At 71.9% G+C, this 19178-nt stretch carries 19 protein-coding genes; 12 read left to right on the top strand and 7 right to left on the bottom strand.

Translation table 11 applies throughout. The annotated features are described in order from the left end of the window. Position 1 precedes the first annotated feature (1 nt). Genes B0I32_RS28060 through B0I32_RS28030 form a run of 7 tightly spaced genes read left to right on the top strand, consistent with a single transcriptional unit; the run spans position 2 to position 6970 of the window. A complete protein-coding gene (locus tag B0I32_RS28060; protein WP_106244809.1) occupies positions 2 to 1045 on the top strand; it encodes an MCE family protein in 1044 nt (347 codons plus the stop codon). Further along, on the top strand, positions 1045 to 2085 hold the full coding sequence (locus B0I32_RS28055) for an MlaD family protein (protein WP_106244807.1): 1041 nt from the start codon (positions 1045 to 1047) through the stop codon (positions 2083 to 2085). Before B0I32_RS28060 ends, B0I32_RS28055 begins: the two co-directional genes overlap by 1 nt. Further along, positions 2082 to 3107 carry an MCE family protein gene (locus B0I32_RS28050; protein ID WP_106244805.1) on the top strand — a complete coding sequence of 342 codons (1026 nt, stop codon included), beginning with the start codon at positions 2082 to 2084 and terminating at the stop codon, positions 3105 to 3107. Before B0I32_RS28055 ends, B0I32_RS28050 begins: the two co-directional genes overlap by 4 nt. After that, complete coding sequence (locus tag B0I32_RS28045; protein WP_106244803.1) at positions 3104 to 4102, top strand: MCE family protein; 999 nt, start codon at positions 3104 to 3106, stop codon at positions 4100 to 4102. The genes B0I32_RS28050 and B0I32_RS28045 overlap by 4 nt, the downstream gene beginning before the upstream one ends. Further along, positions 4099 to 5529, top strand: a complete 1431-nt coding sequence (locus tag B0I32_RS28040; RefSeq protein ID WP_106244801.1) for an MCE family protein — start codon at positions 4099 to 4101, stop codon at positions 5527 to 5529. Before B0I32_RS28045 ends, B0I32_RS28040 begins: the two co-directional genes overlap by 4 nt. Continuing rightward, positions 5526 to 6350, top strand: coding sequence for a hypothetical protein (locus B0I32_RS28035; protein ID WP_106244799.1), 825 nt, complete (start codon positions 5526 to 5528; stop codon positions 6348 to 6350). Before B0I32_RS28040 ends, B0I32_RS28035 begins: the two co-directional genes overlap by 4 nt. A gap of 17 nt (positions 6351 to 6367) precedes the next feature. Then, positions 6368 to 6970: a 4'-phosphopantetheinyl transferase family protein gene (locus B0I32_RS28030; protein ID WP_106244798.1), complete on the top strand. Its 603-nt coding sequence runs from the start codon at positions 6368 to 6370 to the stop codon at positions 6968 to 6970. Here B0I32_RS28030 and B0I32_RS28025 read toward each other — a convergent pair. Next, positions 6954 to 7880 carry a cation diffusion facilitator family transporter gene (locus B0I32_RS28025; RefSeq protein WP_106244796.1) on the bottom strand — a complete coding sequence of 309 codons (927 nt, stop codon included), beginning with the start codon at positions 7878 to 7880 and terminating at the stop codon, positions 6954 to 6956. The genes B0I32_RS28030 and B0I32_RS28025 overlap by 17 nt on opposite strands. A gap of 34 nt (positions 7881 to 7914) precedes the next feature. On the opposite strand from B0I32_RS28025, the gene B0I32_RS28020 reads away from it, so the two are divergent. Genes B0I32_RS28020 through B0I32_RS60095 form a run of 3 tightly spaced genes read left to right on the top strand, consistent with a single transcriptional unit; the run spans position 7915 to position 10817 of the window. Beyond that, positions 7915 to 8373 carry a MarR family winged helix-turn-helix transcriptional regulator gene (locus B0I32_RS28020; protein ID WP_106244794.1) on the top strand — a complete coding sequence of 153 codons (459 nt, stop codon included), beginning with the start codon at positions 7915 to 7917 and terminating at the stop codon, positions 8371 to 8373. A gap of 60 nt (positions 8374 to 8433) precedes the next feature. After that, the gene (locus B0I32_RS28015) at positions 8434 to 9084 is read left to right on the top strand and encodes an LppX_LprAFG lipoprotein (RefSeq protein WP_106244793.1); all 651 of its coding nucleotides are present in this window, start codon (positions 8434 to 8436) and stop codon (positions 9082 to 9084) included. Further along, on the top strand, positions 9081 to 10817 hold the full coding sequence (locus tag B0I32_RS60095; RefSeq protein WP_245956072.1) for an MFS transporter: 1737 nt from the start codon (positions 9081 to 9083) through the stop codon (positions 10815 to 10817). Before B0I32_RS28015 ends, B0I32_RS60095 begins: the two co-directional genes overlap by 4 nt. 118 nt (positions 10818 to 10935) lie before the next feature. On the opposite strand, the gene aspS is transcribed toward B0I32_RS60095, so the two are convergent. From aspS to B0I32_RS27980, 5 genes are all read right to left on the bottom strand, one after another. After that, positions 10936 to 12258 carry an aspartate--tRNA(Asn) ligase gene (gene aspS / locus B0I32_RS28000; protein WP_106244791.1) on the bottom strand — a complete coding sequence of 441 codons (1323 nt, stop codon included), beginning with the start codon at positions 12256 to 12258 and terminating at the stop codon, positions 10936 to 10938. A 266-nt stretch (positions 12259 to 12524) separates the two neighbouring features. Further along, positions 12525 to 13916 (bottom strand): ribosome biogenesis GTPase Der, encoded by a 1392-nt coding sequence (gene der, locus B0I32_RS27995; protein WP_106244789.1) that lies wholly within the window; start codon positions 13914 to 13916, stop codon positions 12525 to 12527. Positions 13917 to 13955: 39 nt separating this feature from the next. Beyond that, the gene (cmk, locus tag B0I32_RS27990; protein ID WP_245956071.1) at positions 13956 to 14657 is read right to left on the bottom strand and encodes a (d)CMP kinase; all 702 of its coding nucleotides are present in this window, start codon (positions 14655 to 14657) and stop codon (positions 13956 to 13958) included. Positions 14658 to 14708: 51 nt separating this feature from the next. After that, positions 14709 to 16070 carry a carotenoid oxygenase family protein gene (locus B0I32_RS27985; RefSeq protein ID WP_106244788.1) on the bottom strand — a complete coding sequence of 454 codons (1362 nt, stop codon included), beginning with the start codon at positions 16068 to 16070 and terminating at the stop codon, positions 14709 to 14711. Beyond that, positions 16067 to 16693 (bottom strand): TetR/AcrR family transcriptional regulator, encoded by a 627-nt coding sequence (locus tag B0I32_RS27980; protein ID WP_106244786.1) that lies wholly within the window; start codon positions 16691 to 16693, stop codon positions 16067 to 16069. Before B0I32_RS27980 ends, B0I32_RS27985 begins: the two co-directional genes overlap by 4 nt. Positions 16694 to 16810: 117 nt before the next feature. Here B0I32_RS27980 and B0I32_RS27975 point away from each other — a divergent pair, with 117 nt between their 5' ends. Continuing rightward, a complete protein-coding gene (locus B0I32_RS27975; RefSeq protein ID WP_106244784.1) occupies positions 16811 to 17686 on the top strand; it encodes a glycosyltransferase family 2 protein in 876 nt (291 codons plus the stop codon). Positions 17687 to 17706: 20 nt separating this feature from the next. After that, positions 17707 to 17901, top strand: coding sequence for a DUF2795 domain-containing protein (locus B0I32_RS27970; RefSeq protein WP_106244783.1), 195 nt, complete (start codon positions 17707 to 17709; stop codon positions 17899 to 17901). Between the two features lie 73 nt (positions 17902 to 17974). Here B0I32_RS27970 and B0I32_RS27965 read toward each other — a convergent pair whose 3' ends face one another. Further along, positions 17975 to 19132 (bottom strand): NAD(P)/FAD-dependent oxidoreductase, encoded by a 1158-nt coding sequence (locus B0I32_RS27965; RefSeq protein WP_106244781.1) that lies wholly within the window; start codon positions 19130 to 19132, stop codon positions 17975 to 17977. Positions 19133 to 19178: the final 46 nt, after the last annotated feature.

Below are 19178 nucleotides of genomic sequence, written 5' to 3'. Positions count from 1 at the left end.
CGTGGAACGCCTGCGCCGCCGCTGGACCCTCGTGCGGTTCACGCTGTTCATCGGCCTCACCCTGTCGCTGATCGTGGTGATCGCGGTGCAGATCGAGCGGGTGAGCACGGGCGGCGGCTACCGCCTGGTCGCCGTGTTCGACGACGTGTCCGGCCTGATCGAGGGCGACCAGGTGAAGATCGCCGGCGCGCCCGTCGGGCAGGTGGACACGATCAGGGTCGTGAACGGCCGGGCCGAGGTGACCATGGAGGTGCAGGACGCGGTCAGGGTGCCCACTGACACCGAGGCCGCCGTACGCTGGCGCAACGCCGTCGGCCAGCGCGTCATCTACCTGCTGCCCGGCACCGCGCCCGGCCGGCTGCCGCCGGGGGCGCGCCTCACCCGCACCTCGTCCGTCGTGGACATCGGCGAGCTGATCAGCGACCTCGGCCCGCTCACCCGCAGCCTGGACCCCGACCAGATCAACCAGCTTCTGACCGCCGCCGCCAAGTCGCTCAAGGGCAACCAGCACAACATTCCGCGCCTGCTCGACAACGTCAACGCCATCACGACCACGGTCAACGAGCGCAAGCGGACCATCGAGCAACTGCTCAAGGACTACGCCACCGTCACCGGCGTGGTCGCCAGGCGGGACCGGCAGATCGAGCGGCTCGTGGACAACCTGGTCACGCTGACGGAGGCGTTCGCCGACAACCGCGAGCTGGTGGACGACGCGCTGGTGGAGCTGTCGGCCACCGTCCGCACCTCCAACGAGGTGCTCGGCAAGAACGCCGGCGAGCTCGGCCGGCTGGTCGACAACCTGTCCGGGCTGACCGGCGGCATCCGGCGGAACGTCGGCAGGATCGACAAGACGGTCAGCACGTTCCAGCCGCTGTTCGCGCGGGCGTACTCGAGCGTCAACCGCGGCCACTACTTCATCACCGCGGTCCCCTGCGTGGCGCTGAACGCCGCTCCGTGCCCGTACGGGATGAAGACGCCTCCGCCGCTGCGCAACACCAGGATCCAGAGCGAGCAGGACCTGCGGAAACTCCTGGTGGGCCGCTGATGGCGCTCAAGTCCTTCAGCGTCGGATCCTTCAGGGACCGCAACAAGCACGCCGTCGGCCTGGTGTCGCTGGCCGTGCTCGCCGCGGTCCTCGTCACCACGTTCCTGGTCGGCAACCTGGGCCTGCTGGAGGGCGGCTACACCGTGTCGGGCGTGTTCACCGACTCCGGCGGGCTGCGCACCGGCAACGACGTGCGGGTGGCCGGGGTGCGGGTGGGCAAGGTCACCGAGGTGCGCGCCGACTACGCGCAGGGCCACGTGGTGGTCACCTGGAAGGTGGACGACGGCGTGCGCCTCGGCCGGGCCACCCGCGCCGACGTCACCCTGTCCAACCTGCTCGGCGGCCGGTACGTCAAGCTCACCGGACCGGTCACGCCCCCGTACCTGGACCAGCTGCCCGAGGACCGGCGGCGCATCCCCGTGCAGCGGACCGGCGTGCCCACGCTGATCAACGACGCCATCAAGGACGCGACCCGGCTCGTCGAGCGGCTCGACACCGACGCCGTGGACGACCTGCTCGCCGAGCTGGACAAGCTGGACACCGTCAAGAAGGGGCGCGTCACCCGGCTGCTGGACAACATCGGCGACCTGTCCGACACGATCAGCAAGAGCGAGCCGCAGCTCCAGCGGCTGCTCGACAACGGCACCCGGATCATGGACGTGCTGAAGAAGAAGGACGCGCAGCTCGTCCGGCTCATCGACGCCGTCGAGATCATGCTGGACGAGTTGCGCAAACGGCGCGCCGAGCTGCGCACCCTGCTCGGCGACGGCAGCGACCTGGTCCAGAGCACGACCCGGCTGATCGACGAGCACGAGAAGTCGCTCGTCCAGGTGCTCGACGACAACGCGGCGATCACCACCCGGCTCAGCGGCAGCAACGAACGGCTCAACTCGCTGCTGGCGTGGGCGGGGCCGACGTTCTCCGGCCTGTCCACGATGGGCGGCCAGGGGCCGTGGCTGGAGGCCATCGCCACCGGCCTGGGGCCGATCAACCCGGAGGTGCTGGGGGCCATCGCCAAGGACAGGAAGAGCGACAGATGAGACGGCTCGTGGCGGTGCTGCTGGGGTGGGCGCTCCTGGCGTCGGGGTGCTCGGTGACGGGGGCGGAGCCGTACCGGCTGGTGGCCTTCTTCCGCGCCGCGCCCTCCCTGTACGAGGAGGCGCGGGTCAAGGTCATGGGCCTCGACGCCGGCTACGTGGACAGCATCACCATCGACGGGGACAGGGTGCGGACGGAGCTGCGGATCGACCCGCGGGTACCGCTGCCGTCCGACGTCAAGGCCGTGGTCGCGCCGCAGAACACGCTCGGCGAGCGCAACGTCGTCCTCTACCCCCCGTGGAAGCCCGGCGACCGGCGGATCGGCGCCGGGGCGACGATCCCGCTGGAGCGCACGGACCTGCCGGTGGAGATCGACGACGCGCTCGACGCGTTCACCAAGCTCACCGACGCGCTCGACGACGAACGGCTCGGCGACGTGGCGGGCGACCTGGCCGACGGCGTCAGGGGCCGGGGCAAGACGATCAACAACGCCATCGCCGACACCTCCGAGCTGACCGGCGTGCTGGCCGCGCAGGACCAGCGGCTCATCGACCTGGCCAAGGGGCTCAGCGAGCTGGCCGGCAGCCTCAACGAGCGCGAGAGCCAGGTGACGGGCGCCATCGACGCCTTCTCCGAGGCCAGCGCCATCCTGGCGGAGGAACGGCGGCGGCTGCGCGGCTTCGTCGCGTCGATGGCCGGGTTCGTGCGGCGCGGGGACGTGCTCATCGAGCAGTACGCCGAGCGGCTCCCCCAGGCCGCGACCACGCTGGCCGAGCTGGTGCTGACCGTCCGGGCCAACAGCGACTCCATGGCGCGGGCGGTCAAGGGCGCGGCCGACTTCGCCGACGTCCTGATCGACTCCTGGGATCGCGAGCAGCACGTGCTGAAGATCAGAATCGTGCTCAACGCGATGACCAGGGCGTGGCTCCGGCCGCTGTTCGACGCGCTGAACCTGGGCGAGGTGCCGTGCCTGCCCGCCGGGCTGAGCAACTGTCCCTTCTCCCGGAGGGGAGGCGCGCGATGAGGATCCGGCTTCCGGCCGCGCTGGCGGCGCTCGCGCTGACCGCGTCCTGCTCGCTGCAGACGCTGGGCGCGACCACCGGCGACATGACCCTGTACGCGGTCTTCGACGACGTGCAGAGCCTGGTGGCCGGGCACAGCGTGCAGATCTCCGACGTGCGGGTGGGCACCGTCACCGCCATCGCGCTGCAGGGCTACCGGGCCAAGGTGACGATGTCGGTCCAGTCCGCGCACCGGGTGCCCCGGGGCAGCACGGCCACCGTGGCCAAGACGTCCGTGCTGGGCGAGAACTACGTGCTGCTCAGCCCGCCGCCGGGCAAGGACCTGGCCTCGGGCCCCTACCTGAAGGACGGCGCCACCATCGCCGACACCTCGGTCGAACCGGACATCGAGCAGGTCACCGCCAAGGCGGGGCCGCTCATCGAGGCGCTCGGCGCGCAGGACGTCAACGCCGTCCTTGACGCCGCCTCGACCGCGCTCGACGGGCGGGGCGACGACGTCAACCGGCTGATCAGGCAGACGGCGCAGGTCACCGACGCCTACGCGGCCGCCCGCCGCGACCTCGGCACCAGCATCGACGCCCTGGCCAAGCTGGGCGACGACCTGGCCGAGGGCAGCGCCGAACTCGACCGGCTGCCCGGCACGCTGGCCGCGGCCACCGGACGCCTCGCGCACGGGCGCGGCCACGTGAAGAAGACCATCGTCGCGCTCACCGAACTGGCCGAGCAGGCCAACCTCACCGTGTACCCGCGCCACGCCGCCCGGCTGCGCACGCTGCTGCGCGAGCTGGAGGCCATCTCCTCGTCCATGCAGCGGGGCAAGGAGGACCTGAAGGCGCTGGTGGCCAAGCTGCAGAGGTTCATCGACGCACCGCCGATCACGGTGAACGGCCAGGTGATGATCTACGTCTGGCTGAAGGGCGTGCTGCCGTCGGTGCGCGAGGATCCCGTACGCAATCCGGTGGAGGACTTCCGCATGCTGCTGGAGCCGCCACGATGAGACACCGCATCCTCCTCAACCTCGGCTTCTTCGTGCTGCTCGGCATCGTCATGACGGTCTGGGCGTTCAGCACGATCATCAAGCTGGACGCGATCGAGCGGCCCTACCGGGTCTCGGCCGAGTTCGTCTCCTCCCCCGGGCTGATCCGCGGGTTCGACGTGGCCTACCTGGGCGTCCGGGTCGGCAAGATCGGTGACGTACGGCTGGCGCCGGGAAAGATCGTCGTGGGGCTGGACATCGACAGGGAGATCCGGCTGCCCAAGGGCGTCACCGCCGAGGTGCGGCGCAAGTCGGCCATCGGAGAGCCGTACGTGGAGCTCTCGCCGCCCGCCGCCGGCGTGACCGGGCCCGTTCTCGCCGCCGGCGACACGATCCCGCTGGCCAGGACGACGGTGCCGCTCGACTACAAGAAGCTGTTCGAGGGCGTCGGCAAGCTGCTGAACGCGGTCCCGCCGAAGGACGCCGACACCATCGTGCACGAGCTGGCCGTCGCGCTGGACGGGCGGGCGCCCGCGATCAGGCGCATCATCGACAACGCCCACACGCTGACCGGCACGCTCGCCGACAACACCGAGGTGCTCGACGACCTGTCGGTGCAGCTCACCCGGCTCACGCACACGCTGGCCGGCAAGCGCGGGCAGCTGGCCTCGGGGATCACGGACCTGAGCACGGTGACGGCCACGCTGCGGGAGTCCCGATCGGATCTCAACGCCTTCCTCGACCACGGGCCCGGGTTCTTCGCCCAGCTCGACGACGCGGTCAGGAAGTCACGGCCGGGCTTCTCCTGCCTGCTGACCGCGGCCGGGCTGCCGCACCGGCCCGCGTTCTCGGCCGCGACCGAGCGGAACGTGCACCACCTGCTGAGCATCGTGCCGACCGCGCTGAGCCTGTCCGACGACATCAGCGACCGGCGCGGGGACACGGTGTACGGCAAGGCGGCGTTCGTCTTCAGCGTGCCGGGCGGGCCGCAGCCGGCCGAGGAGTACGCGGGGCCGCTCGGCCCGCCCTCCGTGCCCAAGCTCCGCGCCTGCCCCGACCGCGCGCCGGAACCCGACCCGGACGGGGGCCGCGACGGAGGACCGCATCCGGACGCGGCCGGGCGGCCGGGCGGTGAGCGCCAGGACGTCGCCGCCCGGCCCCGCGACTCCGGCGGCCCGGTCTCGGCGAACGACCGGCCGGGCGGCCGCACACCGGAACCCGGCGCTAAGGAGGACAGCACGAACAGGAAGGACGCGGACGGCACGGACAGAACCCCGCGAGCCACCGGGTCATCGGCGGACGCGACCGCCGGCCGGGCCGCGTCCGGAACCCCCGCGAACACCGTCCCGCTGATTGCCGCGATGTTCCTCGCCGTGGTGGCGAGTGGTGGCATCGTGGGCTGGATCGCGGCGGGCCGGGCCGCCCGCCGCCGTGAGGAGTCGTCTTGACCACCAAAGAAGAGCTCGCCGAGCAGGCCCGCCCGGAGACCCCCACCACCCCGCCCGCCGAGGACACGGAGACGGTCGCCGAGGCGACCGGCACCACCGCTCCCGCCCCGGACGCCGAACCCACCGGGAAGTCCAGCGCCGAGTCCGACGCTGAACCCGCCGAGCCCGACGCTGTGCCCGACGCCGTGTCCGACGAGGAGCCCGACGAGGAGCCCGACGAGGAGCCCGGAGCTGAGCCTGCCGGGGAGCGGCGCGGGGGCGGGCGGTTCACGCGGGCCAAGGTGTTCGGCGCGCTGGCCGCCATGCTGGTGACCGCCGTCGCCGCCACCGCCGTGCTCCAGTGGGTCGCCGCCGGCCAGGCCCAGGACGCGCGGGCCGCGCTGGAGTCCGAGCGCGCGCTGCGCCTGGAGGTGTCCGGCGCGGCGAGCGCGTTCAGCCGGGCCCTGCTCAGCTACGACTACCGCGACCTGCAGACCACCCGCTCCACCCTGGCCGCCCAGGCCACGGGCGACTTCCTGGCCACCTACGACACGGCGTTCGGCGGCACGATGGCGCAGGTCATCGTCAAGCTCAAGGCCACCTCTCAGGCCACCGTGCGCGAGGTCTACCTGGCCGACGTGGACGAGGCCACCGCGCACGCCATCGTCGTCGTGGATCAGCAGGTGAACAGTTCGCAGGCGATCCGCTCGGTCAGGGATTCGCACCTTAAGATCAGTCTTGTGAAGGAGAAGGGCAGCTGGAAGATCCATGACGTGACCGCGCTCGGCGCGGCCTCGGAGGACCAGTACTCCCTCGACGGCGACAAGGACAAGAAGGACTGACGATCGGCCCCTTAGCGATGGGCGGGCGCCCCGACGAGGTCCGCGCCCCCGAAGACTGGCTCACCGACGTGGAGAAGGAGCGGGCCGCCCGCTTCGTGTACGAGCACGACCGCGCCTCCTTCGTCGCCGCCCACCTGCTCGTGCGGCTCTGCGCCGCCGCCGTGCTCGACGCCGACCCGGCCGGGCTGACACTGCTCCAGGTCTGCGACCTGCACGGCCCCGGCCACGGCAGGCCGTACCTCGAACAGGCTCCTGAGCTGGGCGTCAGCTTCAGCCACACGCGCGGCTACGTGTGCGCGGCGGCCGGCCCCGGCAAGGTCGGGGTGGACGCCGAACGGGTGCGCCCTGGGCCGCTGGACACGATGCTGGCCGACCGGGTGCTCACGCCGCGCGAGCGCGCGCTGGTGACCGGCAACGACGAGCTGATGCGCCACTGGACCCGCAAGGAGGCGCTGATCAAGCGCGGCGAGCTGACGCTCGACAAGCTCGGCGACGGCGGCGACGACCTGACCGGCCGGCACCTGCTGGAGTGGAGCGCGGGCCCGGACATCAGGGTGGCCGTCGTCACCGACGTGCCGGCGAGCCGGGCGCCCATCCCCGAGCTCAGCGGCGGCGGGTAGGCGTCGGGTCGAGGAAGACCTGCTCGACGCCGGGGAAGGACTCCCGCAGCCGCCGGTCCACCTCGTCGCAGGCGATCTCCACTCCGGCCGCGCTGGCCTCGTCCCTGAAGTCGATCTTGGCGGCGACCAGGACGGCACCCGGCCCGATCATCATCGTGAGCAGCTCGACCACGTTCTCGACCTCGGGCTGCGTCACCAGCACGGCGCGGATGCCGGTCTCCAGCTGCGGGGGCGCGGCCTGGCCGATGAGCAGCGACAGGTTCGCCTGGATCAGACTGAGCGCGATGACCAGGAGGAGCAGGCCGATCGCGACGGACGCGGCGCCGTCCCAGAGCGCCGAGCCGGTCAGGTGCGAGCCCAGCAGGCCGCCGGCCGCGATGAGCAGCCCGGCGAGGGCGGCGACGTCCTCGAACAGCACGGCCTTCAGCGCCGTGTCGGACGTGGCCCGCACCAGCCGGATCGGGGTGACCTCGTATCGCGCCGCCTCGGCACGCAGCTGCGACACCGACCTGGTCAGCGAGACGCTCTCCATGACGAACGAGACCGCCAGCACGACGTAGGACAGCGTGAGGTTCGACAGCCGCTCGCCGTGGGCGATCTCGTGCAGGCCGTGCGTGATCGAGAAGCCGGCCCCGCCCACCAGCGTCGCGACGGCCGCCATCATCGCCCAGACGAACCCCGCCTTGCCGTGCCCGAACGGATGCCGCCGGTCGGCGGGCCGCCCGGAACGGCGGACCGACACCAGCAGGAGGACCTCGGTCACGGTGTCGGCGGCCGAGTGGGCGGCCTCCGACAGCATGGCCGCCGAGCCGCCGACGACGCCGGCGACCAGCTTGGCCAGGGCGATGGTGAGGTTCGCCGCTCCCGCCACGAGTACGGTGGTGAGACTCTCGCCCGACTTCTCGTCCATGGCGCATCACCTTACGTGCGCTAGATTGGAGATCATGAGCGCGCCTCGCTGGCTTTCCCCCGCCGAACAGCGTGCCTGGCGTACACACCTGGCGCTGCACAAGCTGCTCATGCACCGGCTCGACCGCGAGCTGCAGGAGCATTCCCTCTCGTTGAACGACTACGAGATCCTCGTCAACCTCTCCGAGAGTCCCGGCCGCCGGATGCGGATGAGCGACCTGGCCGACGCGACGATCCAGTCGCGCAGCCGGCTGTCGCACCAGATCTCCCGCATGGAGGCCAAGGGCCTGGTCGTCAGGGAGGACTGCCGTGACGACCGGCGGGGCACGTACGCCGTGCTGACCGACGAAGGATGGGAGACGACGCAGCGGGTGGCGCCCGTCCACGTGGGCGGCGTGCGCGAGCACTTCGTCGACCGGCTCACCGACGAGCAGCTCGAAGCGATCGAGGCGGCGTACGCGCCGATCGTGGAGCACCTGAAGAAGCTGCGCTGACATCCAACCGATACCGGGGAAGCCTCACAGCGTTCCCGACCGGTCGCTAGCATCCCGGTCATGCTGAGAAAGCTAGTGATCGTGGCGGTCCTCGCCCTGGCGTCGGCGTGCTCGTCGGCGGGCGGCGGGGCCGAGCTGCCCGCCGGGCCCGATCTCATGAAGAAGGCCTCCGAGGCCATGAAGGCCGTCAAGTCGGCCGGCTTCTCGATCGCGACCGAGGGCAAGCCCAACGTTCCGGTCAAGAAGGCCGACGGCCGGCTCACCGCGGAGGGGAACGCCGACGGCACGATCACGCTCGACGTGCTGGGCACCCTGCAAGAGGTGAACTTCGCCCTGGTCGGCGACACCGTGCACTTCAAGGGGCCGACCGGCGGCTTCCAGAAGATGACACGCGCCCAGCTCGCGCAGTTCTACGACCCCTCGGTCATCCTCGAACCGACCAAGGGCATCGCGCAGCTGCTCGCCCGGGCCACCGACCCCAAGGTCGAAGCCGTCGAGAGCGGCTCCTACCGGGTCGCCACCACCTTCCCCGGCGACGTCGTGGGGCAGATCATCCCCGGCGTCACGCAGGGCGTGAACGGCAAGGTCTGGCTCGACCAGGCCACCAGCCGGCTCACCAAGGCGAGCCTGCCGCTGAAGGACGGCACGGTGACGGTGTCGTTCAGCGACTACGACGCGCCGGTCACGATCACCCCGCCCGCCGCGAAATGAGGCGCGCCCGCCGGGTCGTGCTCGGCGCGGGGGGCGCGGTGGTGCTGCTGGCCGCACTCGACGCGTACGTGGTGGTGACCGTCCTCATCGACATCGCCGAGGACGTCGGCATCCCGCTCAACCACCTGGAGCGCGCGACCCCGATCGTCACCGGCTTCCTGCTCGGGTACGTGGCCGCGATGCCGCTGCTCGGGCAACTGTCCGACCGCTACGGGCGGCGGCCGCTGATCCACGCCTGCCTGGCGGCCTTCGCGCTCGGCTCGGTGCTGACGGCGCTGGCGTCCGGCGAGGTCATGGTGGTGGCCGGGCGGACCGTCCAGGGGGTGGCCGGTGGTGCGCTGCTGCCGATCACGATGGCGCTCATCGGCGACCTGTGGGAGGAACGGGAGCGTCCGGTGGCCCTCGGGGCGGTGGGTGCGGCCCAGGAACTGGGCAGTGCGCTCGGGCCCCTGTACGGCGGGCTGGTGGCGCTGATCCCGAGCACGGTGGTGGCGGGGGTGGAGCTGGGGGAATGGCACGCGATCTTCTGGATCAACCTCCCCCTGGCCGCCCTCGCCGCCCTCGCCGTCCACCTCACCCTCCCGTCCCGCTCCCGGTCCGCGCCGCAAGCGGCCCTCCCGGCCGACACCGCCGCCGCACCCCACCGCGCCGACCCCGAACCGGCGCCCCAGCGCAGCTCAAGCCATGACCCGGTGCCCTCGGACACTGCGGGCGGCCGGCCGCTCTCCCCGGGCACCGAAACGGCCGTCGCGGCCACGCCGACCGGTGGGCCGGACGGTGGGCCGGACGGTGGGCCTGTCGGCGGGCCGGAGGGTGGGCCGGTCGGTGGTGCGGTAGTCGGGCGGGTGGATGTGGTCGGCGGGGTGCTGCTGGCGCTGGCGCTCGGGCTGCTCGTCGTCGGGCTCTACAACCCGGATCCGGCCGCCGCGGTGCTCCCCCCGTGGGGCCCGCCGGTGATCGCCGCCGGGGTGCTGACGGCCGCCGGTTTCGTCTGGTGGGAGATCCGCTCCCCCGTACGCCTGCTCGACCTCACCGGCGCCCGCAAGGGCCCGCTGCTCGCCACCCTGGCGGTGAGCTTCCTGGCCGGGGCGGCGCTGCTGGTCACCATGGTGTTCGTCCAGTTCACCGCCCAGACGCTGCTCGGCGCGGACGCGCTGGGGGCGGCGCTGGTGCTGGCCAGGTTCCTGGCCGCGCTGACCGTGGCCGCCCTGCTCGGCGGGCTGCTGGCGCGCCGGCTCGGTGACCGGCCCGTCGCGGTCGGCGGCCTGCTGCTGGCCGCGGCGGGTTACTGGCTGATGAGCCGCTGGCCGCTCGACCTGGCCGGGGCGGGCCTGGTGGTGGACCTCGACCTGGTCGTGGCCGGGCTGGGCCTCGGCCTGGTGATCGCCCCGGTGTCGTCGGCGGTGCTGCGGGTGAGTACGGCGGCGCAGCACGGCGTGGCGTCGGCGGCGGTCGTGGTGGCCAGGATGATGGGCATGCTGATCGGCATCGCCGCCGTGTCGGCGTGGGGCTTCTACCGGTTCCAGTCGCTGACCGCGAACCTGGACACGCCGCTGCCGTTCGGCGTGGACGCGGAGACCTACCAGCGCAGGCTGGCCGACTACACCGCGAAGGTGCAGGCGGCGCTGCACACCGAGTACACCGAGATGTTCCTGGTCACGGCGTTCATCTGCCTGCTGGGCGCGGCGGTGGCGGCGCTCATGCCGTCCCGGCCGCGAACCGGGACGGCATGAGCCCGCGCCCGATCGTGGGCCGCGACGGCATGGGCCCGTGCCCGGCCGCGCGCCGCGACGGCATGAAACGTCCGTCCGGCCGCGAGCCGGGACGGCATGGGCGTCCGCTACGCCGGGGTCACGGCGACAGGCGGTGCAGGTCGCGGGGGAAGGCGGTGCTCTGGCGGACGTTGGCGGCGCCGGTCAGCCGCGCGGTCCACCGCTCCAGCCCCAGCGCGAACCCGCCGTGCGGCGGCATCCCGTACCGGAACGCCTGCAGGTAACCCTCGTACGCCTCCGTCCCCTCGCCCCGGTCGGCCAGCGCCCGCACGTAGTCCTCGTACCGGTGCAGCCGCTGCCCGCCCGTGACCAGCTCCATGCCCCTGAACAGCAGGTCGAAGCCGTTGGAGTGACCGGGCCTGGCGGGATCGGGGTGGGTGTAGAAGGGCCGCTTGGACATGGGGTAGCCGGTGACGAACAGGAACTCCGACCCGTGCTCCCGCCGCGCCCACTCCCCCAGCCACCGCTCCTGTGCGGGCGCCAGGTCGGGCTCGCCGGACGAGGTCAGCCGCTGCGCCTCGGTGAAGTGCACGGCCGGGATCTCGGCGGGCACCACCGGCGGTTCGACGCCGAGCAGGTCGAGCGCGGGGGCGGCGCGGCGGCGTACCGACTCCAGCATGCCCGCCACCACCTCGCGCAGGACCGTCATCACGTCGCGGTGGTCCTCGATGAAGCCCAGCTCGGCGTCCAGGCTGGTGTACTGGGCCAGGTGCCGCACCGTGTCGTGCGGCTCCGCGCGGAAGACCGGCCCGACCTCGTAGACCCGCTCGAACACCCCGGTCATCGCCTGCTTGTAGAACTGCGGCGACTGCGCCAGGTAGGCGGGGCGGCCGAAGTAGTCGATGCCGAAGACGTTCGCGCCGGACTCGGTGGCCGACGCGACGATCTTCGGGGTGTGGATCTCGGTGAACCCGAGCCGGTCGAGCGTCTCCCTGAACCCGGCCACGCTCGCGGCCGAGATCTCCAGCGGCGCCCGCAGCAGCGGATGCCGCAGCGCGACCGGCGCGTGGTCGAGGACGGTCGGGAGCGTGGCCCCGACGATCGGCCGGTAGAGGTCGAACGGCGGCGCCGTGCGGGGCTCGGCCAGGACCTCGACCTCCGGCGCGACCAGCTCGTAGCCGCCGGGCGCCTGCGGGCTTGCCGTCACGGTGCCGGTGACCGCGACGACGCTCTCCTCGGCGGGCAGGTCTTGAGCGGGCAGGTCTTGAGCGGGCAGGTCTTGAGCGAGCAGGTCCCCCACGGGCGGGTTCGGGCCGGTCACCGCCTGGGCCAGCCCCGTACGGTCCCTGACGACCAGGAAGGACACGGATTTCAGGTGCCGGCGGCGATGGACCCAACCGGCGATCGTCACTCGTTGCCCGGCGTGCTCAGCGAGCTCCGCCGACATGACACGAGAGATCATCACAGCTCCTTGAGAAGGAAGTGCATGACCCCTTGGGAGTGCGGGGGAGAAGGGAGCTCCCGGTGCCACCGCACTTTCGCCGCCCCGTGCGAGGGCGGCCTCCACGACCCGATGACGGGGGTCAGACCGGCGGGGCATTTCCTCCCCGCACTCGGGAGTGTCTTCGCCAGCGGGACACGGCGCCGCCTTCGCAGCGTACGGCGGCTCTCTGGGGCCGTGGGCCCCGCTGGTTACTCGTCTCCGTCAACGCGTTGCCGCGGAGTTTATCACTTGTCCTTCTTGGCCCGCTTCTCGCGGATCTTCATCGACACGTCGATCGGGGAGCCGGCGAAACCGAACTCCTCGCGGATGCGCCGCTCGATGAAGCGCCGGTAGGTGTCCTCCAGCCAGCCCGAGGTGAACAGCACGAACTTGGGCGGCTCGATCGACGCCTGCGTGGCGAAGAGGATCTTCGGCTGCTTGCCCCCGCGCACCGGCGGCGGCGTCTGCTGCACCAGCTCGGTCAGGAACGCGTTGAGCCGGGACGTCGGCACCCGCGTGGCCCAGGAGTCGAGCGCCTTCTCCAGCGCCGGGACCAGCCGGTCTACGTGCCGGCCCGTCTTGGCGGAGATGTTGACCCGCAGCGCCCACGGCGTGCGGACGAGCTGGCGGTCGATCTCCTTCTCCAGGTAGTAGCGCCGGTCCTCGTCGACCAGGTCCCACTTGTTGAAGGCGACCACCATGGCCCGGCCCGACTCGATCACCAGGCCGATGATGCGCAGGTCCTGCTCGGTGAGCGGCTCGCTGGCGTCGATGAGCACGATCGCCACCTCGGTGCGCTCCAGCGCCGCGCGGGTGCGCATGGCGGCGTAGAAGTCGGCGCCCTGCAGCTCGCGGTCGCGCCGCCGGATGCCGGCGGTGTCGACGAAGCGCCAGGTGCGCCCGCCCAGCTCGATCAGCTCGTCCACCGGGTCGCGGGTGGTGCCCGCCATGGGGTCGACCAGCACCCGCTCCTCGCCGGCGAGCTTGTTGAGCAGCGAGGACTTGCCCACGTTGGGCTTGCCGAGCAGGGCGACGCGGGCCGGCCCGCGCTCGGCCTCGAACGTGACCTGCGGAGTCTCGGGCAGCGCGTCGAGCATCACGTCGAGCAGGTCGCCGCTGGAGCGGCCGTGCAGGGCGGAGACGGGGAACGGCTCGCCCAGCCCGAGCGACCACAGCGCGGCGGCCTCCAGCTCCAGCTGCTGGTTGTCGACCTTGTTGGCGGCCAGGATGACCGGCTTGCCGGACTGGCGCAGCACCGAGCCCACGATCTCGTCGGCGTCGGTGGCGCCCACGGTGGCGTCGACCACGAACACGATTACGTCGGCCAGCTCGACGGCGACCTGCGCCTGCTCGGCGATGCGCAGGTTCATGCCGGTCGCGTCGGGGTCCCAGCCGCCGGTGTCGACGACGGTGAAGCGGCGGCCGCGCCAGTTGGCGTCGTAGGTGACGCGGTCGCGGGTGACCCCGGGAACGTCTTCCACGACCGCTTCGCGACGGCCGATGATGCGGTTGACCAGCGTGGACTTGCCGACATTCGGCCGTCCGACGATGGCGACGACCGGCAGCGGCACACTCGGCTCGTGCTCGCCGATCTCAAGGTCGTCGAGGTCAGCCTCGACCCAATCCCCCGTTGTCACGATTTTTCATCCTTTGTGAGTACCGCACCTGAGTTCGGCTCAGGTGCGCTCGTGTATGCGGTCGCTCAAGGACTCGCTTGCCGAGCCCTCTCGCTCCGCGACCAGCCGCAACACCTCGGCGATGACCTCTTCCAGGGTCAGGTCGGAGGTGTCGAGCTCGACGGCGCCCACCGCCATCGAGAGCGGGTCGGTCTTCCGTGTCGAGTCGAGCGCGTCGCGCTTGGCCATGGCCTGCTGCTGCGCCTCCACCGTGGAGCCGGCCAGCTCGGCACTGCGCCTGCGGGCGCGGGCCTCGGGGCTGGCCGTCAGGTAGATCTTGACGGCGGCGTCCGGCCAGACGACCGTGCCGATGTCACGGCCCTCGACCACGATGCCGCCGTCGCCGATGATCTCCCGCTGCAGCGCGACGAGGCGCGCCCGCACCTCGGGCACCGCGGCGACGGCGGAGACCGCGCCGGTGACCTCGGCCTCCCTGATCGGCCCCGCCACGTCGACGCCGTCGACGTGGATCGCGGGGCCGTCGGGGTCGGTGCCGGAGAGCACGGCGGGCTCGCTGCAGCGGGCCGCGACCGCGGCGGGATCGGTCAGATCGACGCCCTGGCACAGCATCCACCAGGTCATCGCGCGGTACATCGCCCCGGTGTCGAGGTAACGCAGGCCCAACGCGCGGGCCGCCCCGCGCGACACGCTCGACTTACCCGACCCCGAAGGCCCGTCCATCGCGACGACCAGACCGGTCACGGCCTCTCCTTCTTCACGTTTTCCCAACCTGAGAAGGCTACCGCCTCCCGCTCAGTCGGCGATCCAGCTTCCGTGGAAGCCGAGCGGCACGCGGGCGGGCAGGTGGACGGTGGCGACGGGCTCGCCGGTGAAGTCCTGGCCGGCCAGGATCACCAGGTCGGCCGCTCCTCTGGCCGGATTGTTCACGTACGTCATGACGTAGCCGTCGTCCTCCGCCTCCCCCGAGCCGACGAAGACGGGCTCGCCCACGTACGCGCCGCGCCCGAACTGCCGCGACTCCTGCGTGCCCTGCCGCAGGTCGTGCTTGATGAGCGTGTTGTCGAACGTCTCGTCCGGCAGGTCCTCCATCTCGGCGCGGCCGGGGCCGACCACGTCGTGGATGTCACGGGTGGCGGCGGTGTAGCCGTAGCGGTAGTCCCGGCCCGTGCGGCGCTCGTCCATCCGCGGGAACTCCTGCGTCCGGTCGTCGAGCGTGCTGACGCTCACGCGGCCGGTGGTCAGGTCGATCCGCCACTGGTCGAGCGTGGGCATGCCGCCCAGGTCGAGCCGGGCGTCTACGAACCCCTTCGGATAGCTCACCAGGTCGACCACCACCTCGTCGCCGTCGTCGTAGGCGTTCAGCGTGTGGAAGACCCAGCAGGACGGCAGGTCGAACCAGCGCAGGTCGCCGCTCTCGCGCGACAGGAGCCCGACGCGGGCGGGGTGGGCCTCGTTCCACGCGTACGGCAGCAGCGTGCCCTTCTCCGCGTGGGGCATGCTGAACGTGACCGGCAGGTCGTAGATGACCACGAACCGCTCGGTGATCGCGAAGTCGTGCACCATGGGCGCGTCGGCGATCGGGATGTCCCTGACCTGCGTCACCGTGCCCTTGGGGTCGAGGACGACGTGCTGGTGGTGGTCCCAGCCGAAGAAGTAGGCCAGCGCGTGCAGCTCCCCGCTGACCGGGTCGAGGTGGGTGTGGGCGGCGAACCCGCCCGGCAGCCCGCCGTCGAAGTCGCAGGCGCCGATGGTGTCGAGCTCGTAGCTCAGCTCGTACGGCAGCGGCCCCGCCTCCACGGTCGCGAACGTGCGCCCGGCCAGCCCGATGACGTGGGTGTTGGGCGCGAAGTCCATGCCCCCGTGGACGGGCCCCGGCCGGACAGGCTCGCCGAGCCGCCCGGCGACGGCGGCGTTGCGCACCCAGCGGTTGCGGTACCACTCCGCGCGCCCGTCGCGCAGCCGCACCCCGTGGACCATGCCCTCGCCGAGGAACAGGTGACTGGCGGTGGGGTCGTCGAGGCTGAGCGGGTTGGGGCCGTTGCGCAGGTAACGACCGTTGAGCTCGGCCGGGATGCGGCCGCTGACCTCCAGGTCGAACGCGGTGACCTCCTCGGTCACCGGGGTGAATCCGTGCTGGAAGGGGGTGGTCGTCATGATGCGTCCTTCTCTGCTGAAGCCAGGAACGGCGTGAGCACCGAGGCGCACAGCAGCCGGTAGCGCTGCTCGGCCTCGCCCTGATCGAAGAAATCCGAGATTTCGAGACTTACGGCGCCGTGCATGGCCATCCACAGCACGTCGGCGATCTCGGTGGCCGTCCCGCCGCGCAGCACGCCGGCCTCCAGGCAGGCGGCCACTCCGCGTACCAGCAGGTCGAACGTGCGCTTGGCCACCCGCACCGACTCCTCGCCGGCCTTGAACCCCGGCATGGCGCCCTGGAACATGACCCGGTAGTAGTCGGGCTCGCTCAGGGCGTAGTCGCGGTAGGCGGCCAGCCCCTCGTGCAGCCGCGCCAGCGGGTCGTCGTGCGCGGGAACCTCCAGCAGCCGCCGCTCGAACCGGGCGAACCCCTCCAGCCAGAGCGCCTCGCTGAGCCCGTCCTTCCCGCCGAAGAGCGTGTAGATCACCTTGGTGGAGCAGCCGACCTCGGCGGAGATCCGCCGCACCGTCAGCGCGCCCGGCCCTTCGCCGACGAGCAGCCGTTTGGCCGCGTCGAGGATGACGTCCCTGACGACGCCCTGCCCCTGCCGCTGGGCCTGCTGATACGCGGTGACCGTCATGCTGGTAACGCCGTTTCTCTCGGGTAACACTGTTACCCTTCTTTTGTACGCCCCCTCCCCCCGCCCGTCAACAGCAGCGGGAGGACTAACGCCGTCCGGCCCGGTTAGTGACACGGTGTGAACGACGGAGCCAGGGTCACGGTGGTCGTGGCCAGCAGGGACAGGGTGCGGACGCTGACCCGTTCGCTCCCCCTGCATCCACGCCCGGTGATCCTGGTGGACAACGGCTCCACCGACGGGACCGCCCGGTTCGTGCACCGCCACTTCCCCGACGTCCACGTGGTCGACGCGGGCCGCAACCTCGGCGCGCCCGCCCGCAACCTCGGCGTCCAGCTGGCCGAGACGCCTTACGTGGCCTTCGCCGACGACGACTCCTGGTGGGCACCCGGGGCACTGGAGCGGGCCGCCGACGTGCTGGACGCCCATCCGCGCCTGGCGGTGCTCGGCGCGCGCGTGCTGGTGGGCCCCGAGGAGCGACTGGATCCCGTGTCCGCGCTGATGCGCGACTCGCCGCTCGGCGTCGAGCCCGACCTGCCGGGGCCGAGCGTGCTGGGGTTCCTGGCGTGCGGGGCGGTGGTGCGCAAGGAGGCGTTCCTGGAGGCGGGCGGCTTCGACGACGTGATCTTCTTCTTCGGCGAGGAGGAACGGCTGGCCCTCGACCTGGCCGCGCACGGCTGGGGGCTGGCGTACGTGGACTCCGTCGTGGGCCACCATCACCCGTCGCCCGCCAGGGACCATCAGGCCAGGAAGTCGCTGGCCGCCCGCAACGCGCTGCTCACGGCCCTGCTGCGGCGCCCGTGGCCCGTGGTGGCGCGGCGCGCGTTCGAGGCGCTGCGCGGCGGGCCCGCCGGCTGGAAGGGGCTGCGCGCCGCCCTGGGCCGGGCGCCCCGGGCCCTGGCCGAACGCCGTCCGCTGCCCGCCTCGGTGGAACGGGCACGGCGCGCATTGGACACCGGACGTACCGTTTCGCACATGGACGGTTACGTACCGTGACGGATGGGCAGCAAGCAGGTATGAGCACAGCACCTAACCCGATCGACCTGCAGCGGCACCTGAGCGGGGTCGACTATCCGGCCAGCAAGGAAGACCTCGTCGAGGCCGCGCGCGAGCAGGACGCGGACGACGACATCATCGAGGCCCTTGAGGCCATGCCGGACCGCCAGTACGACGGCCCCAACGCCGTCAGCCAGGCGATCACCAAACGCTGAACCACGCGTAACCACGCTGAACGCGGCGGGCGGGGCCTCCTGGCCCCGCCCGCCGTTCGCCGTTCGCCGTTCGTCAGAGGGTGTCGGTGAGGCGGAACATCCAGACGGGCACCAGGCCCCGCTTGAGCAGCTTGAACGTCGGCATCGCGCTCGCGCACAGCGTCTCCTTGTACCTGATGGCCGCGCGCCCGGTCAGGTACCACCTGCGCGGACTGTCGTCCTGGTGGGTGAACTGGACGACCGCGTCCCGGCGGCCCAGGCTGACGGGCTGATGCACGTAGCCGAACCGGAAGGCGGCCGGATCCTTCCCGCGCAGCGTGGCGGCCAGCGAGCCGGCCACGTGCAGCCCGGCCGGGATCCCGCCCTGGCAGGTGCCGTGCATGACCCCGAACTTCTGCGTGATCGCGGCGGCGTCGCCGACGGCGTACACGTCGGGGTGGGAGACCGAGCGCAGCGCGGAGTCCACCACGATCCGGCCCTGGGCGTCCACGGTGAGCCCCGACTCCGTGGCGACGGGCAGTCCCTTGGTGCCGGTGGTCCAGAGGGTGGCGTCGGAGTGGATCAGCTCGCCGCCGTCCAGTTCCACGCCGTCGGGCAGCACCTTGGTGACGTCCGCGCCCGAGCGCACCTCGACGCCGAGCCGCTCCAGGGCCGCGTCCAGGTACGCGCGGGCGCTCACTCCCATCATCGAGCCCGGCCGGCCCCTGGTCACCAGCACCACCCGCAGGTGCGGGCGGGTCTCGGCCAGCTCGGCCGCCGACTCGACCCCGGTCAGCCCGCCGCCGGCCACGACGACGGTGCCGCGCGTCAGATCGTCGAGCCGCCGCGAGAGCCGTACGGCGGAGTCGTGGTCGTCATAGGTGTAGGCGTGCTCGTCGACGCCGGGGACGGAGGTGTCGGTGACGGTGCCGAGCGCGTAGACCAGCTTGTCGTAGCCGAGCACCCGCTCGCCGCCGTCCCGGGCGTCGAGGCGCACCTGCCCGCGTACCGGATCGACCGCCGTCACCCGCCCGAGCTCCAGCCGGACGCCGCTGCCGGCGAGCAGCTCGGCCAGCGGATGATCGCCCAGCTCCTGCCCGGCGGCCGTCTGGTGCAGGCGCAGCCGCTCGGTGAAGGCCGGCGCGGCGTTCACCAGGGTGACCCTGCCGCCCGTCTTGCGCGTCAGCCGGGCGGCCCTGATGGCCGCCATCATGCCGGTGTAGCCCCCGCCCAGGACCAGAATGTCGCTCATTGTCCTTACCTCCTCGATTCTGACCTGAAGACGGATCGAGGAGGCA

Origin of the sequence: Nonomuraea fuscirosea (assembly GCF_003001935.1) — a bacterium.
Taxonomy (GTDB): Bacteria; Actinomycetota; Actinomycetes; order Streptosporangiales; family Streptosporangiaceae; genus Nonomuraea; species Nonomuraea fuscirosea.
Note: the sequence above shows the minus strand (reverse complement) of the source record. Positions and strands in the feature narration are given on the sequence as shown.